This is a genomic window from Komagataeibacter xylinus NBRC 15237 (assembly GCF_001571345.1).
Taxonomy (GTDB): Bacteria; Pseudomonadota; Alphaproteobacteria; order Acetobacterales; family Acetobacteraceae; genus Komagataeibacter; species Komagataeibacter xylinus.
The window spans coordinates 1-9,793 of sequence record NZ_BCTP01000068.1; the positions used below are offsets into that span (position 1 = coordinate 1).

The following is a 9,793-nucleotide window of genomic DNA, read 5'->3' on the forward strand; positions in this document are numbered from 1 at the left end:
ATCCAGAATCCAGTCGATCATGAACAGGGTCCGCTCGACGCGGCCGACCTCCCGCAAAGCCGTGGCCAGTTCGTTCTGCCTCGGATAGGAGGCAAGTTTGCTCAGGCCGCCATGGCGCAGCGCGACACTTCCGTTTCCGATCTGTGCAAGGAGCTCGGGATCCAGCGTGTCACTCTCTATCGATATGTCGGCCCAAAGGGCGAACTTAGGGACTACGGAAAGCGCGTCCTCGGCTTAGCGTAGGATTTCGCCCCCTCCCGCAAACGACCCCAGCTAGGGTCACACATCTTGCCGATACATTTTCTGTCCGGAACAGCCCTAGATAGCCCGAACGGAGTATTTTCCGATTTCAGGCCAAGTCGGGCCGTTTAGGGCTGAGTAAGGCCGAGCTGGGCCAAGTTGTCACATCGCTAGGCGTAAAGCCTGCCGGGTGGCCTCGATTGCTGACTGGTCACAACGAACAGCCGGAACCGCGACCACATAAGGCTGCCCTTCTTCGGTCTCCAGTATGAAAGCCCGACTATGAGCTGGGGTATTACGAACAGCCCACAAGAGACTCTCTGATATGTCGATGTTAAACGGGAAGGCAAAGAACGCTCCAGGCTCTCCCGGCAGAGGGTAAACCTGTTCCTCTGCCATAATCTGGAAGCAATCCGGGACAGGCACACGCATGGTTTTCTGAAAGCCGTATTCATCATTGATCGGCAACCAGACCTCCCCCGTGGTGCTGCTGGGCAGACCATCGAACCTAGAAAGCAATGCCCGCACCTCCGAACGCAACGTCCGTTCGATTGGAGAGAACCGGCTTTCATCTTCTTCCTGCCAAGCGTCATTTGCCGGGATTGGCTCTGGCTTTTCAGGAATGAAAATTGGCTGTTCTTCTGGGTTTTCGGGGGGTGACACATGCCCCCAAGTTCCTAAGATATTGGGTAGGCATGTGTCACCCATGAGAGACCGAATAAGCGCCAGCCGGTCGGAGGCTATAATCTTACTCCGGCCCTTAGAACCGGCTTTCCCTTTATGCATTCCCTGCTCAAGTTCCAGCCCCATCATTGATAGGATTTCGGCAACTTCTCGCATGGGGTAGGCTGGGCGCTTGATCTCGCAAATATGCCCGTTCCTATCTTCTCGAACGCGCTCCCGGCCTTTGCTGTCCAGTTCGACAACACGTCCCCATTTCCCCGGAACGCATCCGAAGGCTGCCAGTGTGAACCTGCGGTCCATCACACGGTCTATGATTGTTTCGGCATCATCCTTGGAAATCGTCCCTGTAATGTCGATACCATCGAACAGGTAAGCATACAGTCCGCGCCGGATTGCTCCGCTATCGCTTAACGCCCTGTCTGGCGTGTTGTCCTGATAAGCAACTCCGCACGCATCAGCAAACAGGCGCAACCGATGCACGCCCCGGCCTTCATCGTAAAAGTCCACGATTTCAGGTGTTAGGGTTTCCACTCCAAACGCTTCCCGAATATCGAAGGCGGTCAGTATGTGATGGTCTGCTGGCGTTTTAGCATGTGACCAGCGAAGTTCCTTGGCTTCCTCACTGTTCAGGATAGGTGCTGAAATGATTGCTTCGCGGGTGGTTTCGTCCAGTGCGGCGGCTTTTGCGGAAACCTGTTCTGCCAATTCAGCCGATACGCTGCATGGGACACGTTCAAGCGTGAACCGCATATCTTCCAGAAGCCAGAGCATACCAGAGGCAAAGTCTGCTCGCTGGTTTACGTCACGGCGCTCTATATCCCGAATAAAGGCTTCACGGCCCGCGATAGCCTCCCCGGTCATGCTGGCAATTTCTGCCCGTGCCTGTGCTTCTGTAGCCTCTGTGACCGCCTGGGCAGCGTTGTTGGGCATGAAGCCGATAGACCACTCCCGAAGATAACGAATACGCCGGAGCATCTGGGCGCATGTCTTGGGCTGTAGCTTCCAACCGCCCCCAAGGAAAAAGCCCCGCGTAAAGTGTGGATTGCCCGCGTGTTCGATAGACAGCCCGCTGGTGATGGTTGGACTGTGGATTATGGCGTCATAGTTTCGGCTGACTGTCTCGGCATCTCGCAGGAACGCCATAACTTCCGGCGTTTCCCGTGTCAGCTTGTTCACGATCAGAACCCGGAACCCATCTGCCCGGAGCATTTCGCCGATAGTCTGCGATGCCCGGCGACCTTCGCACGATATCCAGCACGCCCCGCCTTTATGCAGCTCGGCAAGCGCCTCTTGCACAATCCATTCACGGGCTTTCCCCCCAAATGTGTGCCGTGCCTTGAAGCCCTGCGCTTTGTCGGCGACGTCATAAATACGAACGGGAAGTCCCGGCTTAATCAGGTCTGTGACAAATTGAATATCGAAGTCTGAGAGGAAGGCATCGGCAAAAATACCCGCGTCCAGTGTGCTGCAAATGCGGGCCAGCTTGTCAAAGTCGCCTTCATTGCACACGCCACGGGCGGCAAGCATGGCAAGGCTTTGGCTCCATTCATCAAACAGGAAAGCAGAAGCCCCGCCAATCTGTTCTTGTAGGTCTGCCTTATCCAAAGACGGGACGCATACAGACATGGCAGGAGAGGCTAACCCATTGCGTCCTGCTTCGCTGTATAGGTCAATTCCAAACTTGGCGGCCTGCTCGTGGCATAGTGCCTTGCTCGGCGTGCTCGCGACCGTATAGCGCCGCCCCATGCTTTCAGAGATGAACGGCCTACCGATCCGGGCAGATTTACCAGAGGCCATAGGGGCGCGGATGAACGTGATGCCGTGCTGCCATTCGCTAGAATATGCAGGCAGGTCAAAACACCGAACCCGCTTCCCGTTTGCGATCTTCCACGCCTTACTGACTAAATCACGGCGGCGCTTAATAAGGCTTTGCAGGAATGATCGCGCTCTGATCTGGTGATCTTCTACAAGGCTTAGTTTTCCCGTGATAGCGGCCATTACCTCATCAACCGAACATTCACCGGGAACCTTGCGGGAATACCGCGCTACAAGCGAAAATGCGGCCCGTAGAGCGTCCTTTGCCTCGGTTGGGGTAATATCCTCTGCTGGCTCTTGAAATGCTTCTGTGACGGCTTTCACGCCATTCTGAGCGGCATAATCGTTCCAATCCCCTACCGTTGGCGGCATGAGGTAAGGAAGGCCGGTTTCCTTGGCGTATTTTTCGCCTGTCTCGCTGGTGTCGTGATCGGCTGCTACCAGAGAAACGCGGCCAGTTAGAACCCTTGCGACCTTGGGCAGATTGTTGGCGCTGAAAGCTACAATGATTTCACGGCCTGTTGCTGCCTGAATCGTGACTCCTGTTGCATAGCCCTCGCAAAGAATGGCCGGGGCTTTGCCATGCAGGACATGGAAACAGCCAGAAACACGGCCACCGGGGAGAAACTTTTTCGCGCCGTCCGGTGCAATGCGCTGGATATTCACCGTCTGCCCGGTTTCATCCTGAATCCGAATGAGCGTAGCGCCTGCGGAATTGGTTAGATAATGCCCGGAGGGCAGACCCTTGCGCTCTGTGTAGGCTGTGCTGGCGGCTTTGCGGGCTTGTGCAAGGATAGACCGCGCACGTTCTCCGGCTGCCGTCTGTGCTACCCTCTTGGCTTGCTCTGCCTTTTCGCGTGCTTCATCAGCCGAGCGCTTCCACTCGGTAACGTCAGCGCTTCGGCCTGGAGGATTTAAGGGCGCTTTTCCTGACTTCCATTCTTGAAAGGCAATGTCGCGCAAGTTTAGGTAAACAGTATTCCCGCCGTTTCTGAACGTCCCGAATGTTATAGACGGCCAAACCGTTCCATCCTTTGAGGTTTTCAGATCAGATACAATGTATTGACGTTGGTCATTTTTTCCTAAATCATTAGGAATATACTTGCGATTACCGTCAAAACTTATTATATTTGCTTTTGATATTCCTCCAACACTAAGGGCAGCATTTTCAATAGCTGACCAATAGCGGGAAATAATATCGGATGGATCGCTAAAGCTTTCCTGATACCAAGCAATGAAAGACGGTGTTGTGCCTGTCTGACAGGATGTGTTATAAGTCACGCAATGTCGTCATTCACTTGGCGACTTAGGAGAAAATGAAACGCCAATTTTTGGCCCTTTCATGTTGTTGTTTAGACCACCACGGTCCGTAAAACGCCCCTCATCATTCTGTCGCTCCGCCAAGATTGAGCAGAATGTTTGAAGGGCGTTTTTCGTTTATATGCTTATTTCGATGCTATCGCAATCACTGCCTACTTCCAGCGAGTTTCGCGGAAGCGCTCATAGTCGCGGTCGTAGAGCATCTGCTCGAAAATATTGTCGATCTGCTGTCGCATATTCTGACTTCGAGGATTGCCTAGAAACTTAGCTAAATCGCCTGTGGTTTTGATTTTGCCAAGACGCGGGTCCGTGCGGTGATGCGTATAGAGGATGCCCACCAGGGGGATTTCGTCTCGATAGGCAAGTCCATAGCTTCCAAGCCATTCGGTCAGATCGCTGGTCATTCTGCGGTCCCCCTGATCGCGTGATGAACGTCGCAGGCGTAAAGGAAGGATTCCCATAGGTCGTCTACGTCCTCTTTCATGCCGATGCTTACAGGATTCCCTACCAATTTCATGAGATCGGCTTTGGTTTTCACATTCTCCAACTCAGAGGAATTGGCTAGATATTCCGCAATGTCGTCGCGTAACCCCTTGTCCTCGCCATAAGATTTGCGTGGGGTTGCGTCGATGAAATCTTCAAAAGTTGCGCGTCTCATTGTAGTTGTCATGAATTGATTTCCGTCAATTGTTCTGCTTTGAATCTATCCCACAGACTTATAGCGCATTTCATTGGTATTCGTTCGCTCTCAAATAGAACAGAACATTGATATATATAGTCTTTTCTATCATCTGGCGTATTAAATCGACCATCATTCAATTCTGATGCGATCTTATTCTTTACCAAATTAATAAATGCTACGCTCCCAGATGACGGACGATTGAAAAAACTTTCAAAAGTAACGGTCATGGTGCATTCCCTCGAAGGGCATTGCGGCCTTTAATTCTCTCACGAAAATCTGGGATGATAGTAGGATCAATCATCGACCTGCCATATACATTTACTACTGGAAGAATGCCCTTCCTAATCCAATAATATATTGTCGAACGGCTTGATCGTAGGGCACTAGCTGCCTCTGAGACGCTAATTAGCGCTCTATTTTCAGGGTAAATAGGATTCGGTATTTGGTTGTCAGTCATAATATACCTATGATTTTTATATTTGCCGATTTCCCGCTTGACTGGATAATTCACCCACGTTAAATATTTGCTGCTAGACAAAAAAACGCTGTCATACGTTGGCATAGGCTAAAAAATAAACTTAGAGCCTATTTCAACTATAGCACACAATTCCAGATATTGTCAAGGTGTTGCAAACAAAGCTCCTTACAATACATGATTTTTATATCTTGAGACATGAAACCACATGGACAGATGCCTCTGCCGTAGGCCCTATCGCTCATGATTGTTCTCTTGCAATAGCAACCGAACAGTTTTAAGGGTGTCTGGACGCAACCGAACAAGCGAACGGATACGGTGATGGCTGTTTATGGGTATGTCAGGGTTTCCACGTCTAGGCAGGTAGATGAAGGCGAAAGCCTAGCTGTGCAGGAGCGCCAGATACGTGGTTACGCGATGCAACTAGGGCTGGAGATAGACCGTATCTTCATGGAGAAGGGCGTCTCTGGTTCTGTGCCACTGGCAGACCGTCCCCAGGGCAAGGCGCTACTGGAGAGGCTTAAAGCCGGTGATACGATCATCACAGCCAAGCTAGATCGTATGTTCCGTTCTGCGGTGGATGCCTTGGGAGTTCTAGAGGATATGAAGGCGCGTTCTGTATCGCTGCATATGATTGATTTAGGCGGAGACGTGACCGGCAATGGCATAAGCAAGCTAGTGTTTACGATCCTATCAGCTGTAGCGGAGGCCGAGCGCGACCGCATACGTGAACGCATCACCACTGTTAAGGCTGACCAGAAAAGCCGGGGTCGATACCTGGGAGGCAAAGTGCCGTTTGGTTTCACGGTCGGTAACGGTGGCGACCTGGTGGAAGTGCCGGAAGAGCAAGAGGTCATTGCACAGGCCATGCACCTGAGAACCAAAATGCTTCTTCCCTTACGCAAGGTACGCGAAGCCCTCATAAGCAAGGGACATCATATATCTTTGTCCGCTCTGCATCGCGTCCTGCAAGAAAGAGGCGCTGTGCATTTCAAACACTAACACCCATTCACCCGAAACCCCGAACAGGTGAAGCCATGACCAGCTTATCAGGCATTCACCCTCTTGCCTTACGTCTAGTTTTCCAGCGGGTAAGGGATTCCTGCCCATTGCGATCTAGGATCACATCCAGACCATCCATAACCAAAGCCTGAATGGTCGTGTCATGCTCAACGGCAAGCTGCTTTAGGCGCTTGTGGTCATGCGGCAAGAGATAGACCGTCATGTTCACGGCCTTGTCTTTGACGTATGCCCCCGGCGTTTCCTGCGGTGTCTGTGTAGGCGGCTCTTCATGGAAGGCTGCTACCTTCTGACCGCTGGCGGGTTTGGCCTCTATATCGTCCAGATCAAGGCCAATGGAGCTAAGGGAATGGCGCTTGCTCATGCATGATCTCCTAACAGAGCCATGAGGTTATCATATACCGTGGCGACTTCTTCTCTGACCGTCTTGTCTGTCTCGAAGCCTGATTGCCCTGCACCTGCGGCCCGGTAGTATCCTACGCGAATGACGGTGAGGCCGATGACTGGCGCTCTAGCGGAAAGCAGTTCAGTAGCTTCCACGGCATCCGGGCTGCGTTTGCTGGTCACCTGGCTGATTACAAACGCCATAGGGACTACGCCTCTGAGCTGGCGAATGACCGGTCCTACTGCGTCCAGATCGTCCGGTGTGGGTTTGGTCGGTATCACAGCCATATCTGCCGCGCTGGCAATCTTCCGTAAGGCGTCATGCGTGCTAGGCGGCGTATCAACCAATATCAGGTCAAACTTATCCCTAAGCTGGCCCATCACACTTGGCAGCTTTTCGGGTGATAACTGGATCAGCTTTGGACCCGCTTCCGGGTTTGCGGTAGTGCGCCGGTTCCACCAATTCGTTAGGCTGCCCTGTGCGTCTAGGTCGATGATTGCAACCGACTGGCCTGCATCTAATGCTGCCGTAGCCAGCTCACGGGTAAGCGTGGTCGCGCCTGATCCGCCCTTGAGCTTGGATATGACCACAATCTTTCCCGTTTTCATGTTTTCGCCTTTTCGGGTGAATGGGTGTTAGTGTCAATCCTAAAATTATCGAAATTAGGCTTACTTCATTCTCCTCAAGAGCTTCATATCTTCATCTGGTTCTTCTAAACGTAGAAGTCCGAAATCAGTGCTAATAAGAAAACCATTTTTAAGATAATCCCAATCTTCAGCATTATAGCCATCAGCATATAGATGCTGTCCAATAAGACCTATGACAACACCTTTTGCGTTGTTTCCTAAGTTTACTTTGTCGCCAATTCGTACTTTACGACCATCTTGGTATTTCATCATACAAAATCCTCTGGTTGAGGTAGTGCACCTTTAATTGGTGCATCTGTTACAATGCCTCCATTCCAAAAGCACTTTCCTGATGGGTTTTTGTTCGCAACAACATAATGATAGTGATTTCCAGTGAACGGATAATGAGGTTTGCTTGGAGGTACACGATCAAAACGTAATAGAGCATAAGTTCCAGGCGAAACAGTGACGCCTGAAATTGTACAACAAGTCATTCATTTCCCTATAATGTATCATGATCCAAACCTAATAAGGGCTATCCCCCGACCAGCTCAAGCGCATCCTGCACAAGCCGATTTAAGCTCACACCACGGGCAGCCGCAATTTCAGCCGCACGGGCATGCACATCTGGCGCTAAGCGGACCTGAAACTTGCCAGAGTAGCGTTTCGTCGGAGCAATGCCTTTTGCCTGGCACATCTCCAGAAACACACGGAGCGAAGTCTCTCCTTCCTTCCGAAGCCCCTGCACGCTGTCCGCGTAGAAGTCTGCCCCGCCATTCAGGCCGAGAAACTCCCCACGAAACATGCCGATTTCCGGGTCAAACTGGATGACGGCCCGGTGGCCGCCAATCTCCATCATGTTGTTCATGGCGTAACTCCGTTCTGCTCCAGCCATTTCCGCACCGCTGCCACCGCGCCCTTATCCGTGTCCGGCTTGGGGTGGGGCCGATGAAAGACCCGGATTTCCCCGAACAGAACCACGCCAATCCGCGATCCTTCCCGTTCCGATACCTCCGCACCCAGTGAGACGAACAGGGCTTCAATATCGCTCCACGGGACATTGCCAGATACCGGGCGCTTGAAAATGAGTTCTATGGTGCGGCGGTGCTTGGCTTTCATTAATGGATGATACCGTAATATGGTATCACTTCCAATAGAAAACCATTGAGTGCGGAGCGCGAAGATGCAGGACGTGATGTGGGCCTACATCACCTATCCTGCCCCGTCTTTGGTCTCTGATATTGGACTGACAGATTCCGCTTGGCTCGTTTTCAGGCCGGACAGACACCTGAAAGACACCCGATAGATGCCGGATAGGCACCGGACAGATACCGGATAAAATCGGCGTTTCAGGTTTTTTTTGATTTCATAAGTTATAGGCGTTTCGTGAGGACGGCCTATTTTTTGATTTCATATAATGAAGTTCCTATAGGCGCTCCCCGAACGCTCCCTCGTCGCTCCCTAAGCGCTCCCCATAGAAATTCGGGTCTCATACACCATTGCACCGTTGGTGCAGGGCGGTCGGGATGCTCGTGGAGCTATGTCGGGACCACTGCGACTGTGTCCCTGTGACAACGGACAGTTTCTAACCTCTAGAGGTGCAACTCTGTTCTTACCAAACGGTATGGCCAAATTTATCAGGGAAAAACAATGTAAATCCACAACTTATGGGGAATTTGTGGATCATTTATTGCAGCCGCTTCCCTTTCCAATGTTCCTTGACTCGAGGCATATATATGTATTAATACACACACATACACACTGATGTGTATTGATAGAAACCGCGTATGAATCAATCGTTTATATGCATAGTTTATATATGTTCGGAGAGCCTATATGGCCATCGCGATCTATCCTGCTATCATAGAGCGGGCTGGCGACGGTACCTTCAGCGTTTTTTTTCCAGACTTGCCGGGCTGTACTTCAGCAGGTGAAACCATCCAAGAAGCAGCTCTTAACGCAGAAGAAGCTCTTGCCGGTCATCTTCTGGTTTCCAGTCAATATGGTGATGAAATCAATCGCCCATCAGATATGGACCATATTGAACAAGATCCAGAAGTTAAGGAAGTTGCTCGTATCCTAGTACGAGTAGAAGCGCCTGGGAAAGCTGTTCGGTTAAATATCACTTTAGATGAAGGGTTAGTGGCAGCCATTGATCGTGTAGCTAAAAATCGGTCAGGTTTTTTAGCTGAAGCCGCACGGCATGAGCTTGTCGCTCGCAAGGTAATCCCTGCGTAGCGTGCCCCCTAGATTTAAACCTAGGGGGACACACCATTTAGCGTAGTTTTACCCCGCTCTGCCGCTCAATGCTTTTCAACGTCCCAACCGCCAAGTCTGAATTGGGGTGAGCCACTGTGACTGTCCCCGGCTTTGTTTCATGCCGGAAATGAATGTGGCTTCCTGTTTGTCTAACCTGAGCCCATCCGTCTGCTTTGAGCCGTGATATGACTTCCCGGCTCTTCATTATATCACCTCCTTTCTAAGCGTGTGTATGTATACACACTTTCGATGCGATGGGCAAAATTTTTCACCTTCAAGTCCATAAA

The 9,793-nt window shown here is 51.3% G+C and carries 13 protein-coding genes and 1 pseudogene; 2 read left to right on the forward strand and 12 right to left on the reverse strand.

Annotated features, from left to right (window positions below; genetic code table 11):
- From GXY01S_RS19235 to GXY01S_RS19240, 6 genes and pseudogenes are all read right to left on the reverse strand, one after another.
- Positions 1-105, reverse strand: a pseudogene (locus GXY01S_RS19235) (Tn3 family transposase); the annotation flags it as partial.
- A 297-nt stretch (positions 106-402) separates the two neighbouring features.
- Positions 403-4,020: a toprim domain-containing protein gene (locus GXY01S_RS15405; protein ID WP_146222809.1), complete on the reverse strand. Its 3,618-nt coding sequence runs from the start codon at positions 4,018-4,020 to the stop codon at positions 403-405.
- Between the two features lie 191 nt (positions 4,021-4,211).
- On the reverse strand, positions 4,212-4,463 hold the full coding sequence (locus tag GXY01S_RS15410) for a hypothetical protein (protein ID WP_061276531.1): 252 nt from the start codon (positions 4,461-4,463) through the stop codon (positions 4,212-4,214).
- Positions 4,460-4,729, reverse strand: a complete 270-nt coding sequence (locus tag GXY01S_RS15415; RefSeq protein WP_146222808.1) for a hypothetical protein — start codon at positions 4,727-4,729, stop codon at positions 4,460-4,462. The genes GXY01S_RS15410 and GXY01S_RS15415 overlap by 4 nt, the downstream gene beginning before the upstream one ends.
- On the reverse strand, positions 4,726-4,968 hold the full coding sequence (locus GXY01S_RS18335) for a hypothetical protein (protein WP_146222807.1): 243 nt from the start codon (positions 4,966-4,968) through the stop codon (positions 4,726-4,728). Before GXY01S_RS18335 ends, GXY01S_RS15415 begins: the two co-directional genes overlap by 4 nt.
- Complete coding sequence (locus tag GXY01S_RS19240; protein WP_082770922.1) at positions 4,965-5,303, reverse strand: helix-turn-helix domain-containing protein; 339 nt, start codon at positions 5,301-5,303, stop codon at positions 4,965-4,967. Before GXY01S_RS19240 ends, GXY01S_RS18335 begins: the two co-directional genes overlap by 4 nt.
- A 234-nt stretch (positions 5,304-5,537) precedes the next feature.
- On the opposite strand from GXY01S_RS19240, the gene GXY01S_RS15420 reads away from it, so the two are divergent.
- Complete coding sequence (locus GXY01S_RS15420) at positions 5,538-6,218, forward strand: recombinase family protein (RefSeq protein WP_061276534.1); 681 nt, start codon at positions 5,538-5,540, stop codon at positions 6,216-6,218.
- A 55-nt stretch (positions 6,219-6,273) separates the two neighbouring features.
- Here GXY01S_RS15420 and GXY01S_RS15425 read toward each other — a convergent pair whose 3' ends face one another.
- The 5 genes from GXY01S_RS15425 to GXY01S_RS15440 form a co-directional block, all read right to left on the reverse strand.
- Complete coding sequence (locus GXY01S_RS15425) at positions 6,274-6,600, reverse strand: ribbon-helix-helix domain-containing protein (protein WP_061276536.1); 327 nt, start codon at positions 6,598-6,600, stop codon at positions 6,274-6,276.
- The gene (locus GXY01S_RS15430; protein ID WP_061276538.1) at positions 6,597-7,229 is read right to left on the reverse strand and encodes a ParA family protein; all 633 of its coding nucleotides are present in this window, start codon (positions 7,227-7,229) and stop codon (positions 6,597-6,599) included. The genes GXY01S_RS15425 and GXY01S_RS15430 overlap by 4 nt, the downstream gene beginning before the upstream one ends.
- 60 nt (positions 7,230-7,289) lie before the next feature.
- The gene (locus GXY01S_RS18340; RefSeq protein ID WP_146222806.1) at positions 7,290-7,520 is read right to left on the reverse strand and encodes a hypothetical protein; all 231 of its coding nucleotides are present in this window, start codon (positions 7,518-7,520) and stop codon (positions 7,290-7,292) included.
- 262 nt (positions 7,521-7,782) lie between these two features.
- Positions 7,783-8,115: a type II toxin-antitoxin system HicB family antitoxin gene (locus tag GXY01S_RS15435; protein ID WP_061276540.1), complete on the reverse strand. Its 333-nt coding sequence runs from the start codon at positions 8,113-8,115 to the stop codon at positions 7,783-7,785.
- Positions 8,112-8,366 (reverse strand): type II toxin-antitoxin system HicA family toxin, encoded by a 255-nt coding sequence (locus GXY01S_RS15440; protein ID WP_061276542.1) that lies wholly within the window; start codon positions 8,364-8,366, stop codon positions 8,112-8,114. Before GXY01S_RS15440 ends, GXY01S_RS15435 begins: the two co-directional genes overlap by 4 nt.
- A 717-nt stretch (positions 8,367-9,083) precedes the next feature.
- Here GXY01S_RS15440 and GXY01S_RS17540 point away from each other — a divergent pair.
- Positions 9,084-9,485: a type II toxin-antitoxin system HicB family antitoxin gene (locus GXY01S_RS17540; RefSeq protein ID WP_082086084.1), complete on the forward strand. Its 402-nt coding sequence runs from the start codon at positions 9,084-9,086 to the stop codon at positions 9,483-9,485.
- 37 nt (positions 9,486-9,522) lie between these two features.
- Here the strand turns inward: GXY01S_RS17540 and GXY01S_RS17545 are convergent, their stop codons facing one another.
- Positions 9,523-9,711, reverse strand: a complete 189-nt coding sequence (locus GXY01S_RS17545) for a type II toxin-antitoxin system HicA family toxin (RefSeq protein ID WP_082770923.1) — start codon at positions 9,709-9,711, stop codon at positions 9,523-9,525.
- Between the last annotated feature and the right edge of the window lie 82 nt (positions 9,712-9,793).

Excerpts from the sequence above, each read along its gene's own strand:
- GXY01S_RS15440 (WP_061276542.1), bottom strand. The coding sequence starts at position 8,366 with ATGAAAGCCAAGCACCGCCGCACCATAGAACTCATTTTCAAGCGCCCG.
- GXY01S_RS18335 (WP_146222807.1), bottom strand. The coding sequence starts at position 4,968 with ATGACCGTTACTTTTGAAAGTTTTTTCAATCGTCCGTCATCTGGGAGC.
- GXY01S_RS15430 (WP_061276538.1), bottom strand. The coding sequence starts at position 7,229 with ATGAAAACGGGAAAGATTGTGGTCATATCCAAGCTCAAGGGCGGATCA.
- GXY01S_RS19240 (WP_082770922.1), bottom strand. The coding sequence starts at position 5,303 with ATGCCAACGTATGACAGCGTTTTTTTGTCTAGCAGCAAATATTTAACG.
- GXY01S_RS18340 (WP_146222806.1), bottom strand. The coding sequence starts at position 7,520 with ATGATGAAATACCAAGATGGTCGTAAAGTACGAATTGGCGACAAAGTA.
- GXY01S_RS15410 (WP_061276531.1), bottom strand. The coding sequence starts at position 4,463 with ATGACCAGCGATCTGACCGAATGGCTTGGAAGCTATGGACTTGCCTAT.
- GXY01S_RS15415 (WP_146222808.1), bottom strand. The coding sequence starts at position 4,729 with ATGACAACTACAATGAGACGCGCAACTTTTGAAGATTTCATCGACGCA.
- GXY01S_RS17545 (WP_082770923.1), bottom strand. The coding sequence starts at position 9,711 with ATGAAGAGCCGGGAAGTCATATCACGGCTCAAAGCAGACGGATGGGCT.
- GXY01S_RS15420 (WP_061276534.1), top strand. The coding sequence starts at position 5,538 with ATGGCTGTTTATGGGTATGTCAGGGTTTCCACGTCTAGGCAGGTAGAT.
- GXY01S_RS15435 (WP_061276540.1), bottom strand. The coding sequence starts at position 8,115 with ATGAACAACATGATGGAGATTGGCGGCCACCGGGCCGTCATCCAGTTT.
- GXY01S_RS15425 (WP_061276536.1), bottom strand. The coding sequence starts at position 6,600 with ATGAGCAAGCGCCATTCCCTTAGCTCCATTGGCCTTGATCTGGACGAT.
- GXY01S_RS17540 (WP_082086084.1), top strand. The coding sequence starts at position 9,084 with ATGGCCATCGCGATCTATCCTGCTATCATAGAGCGGGCTGGCGACGGT.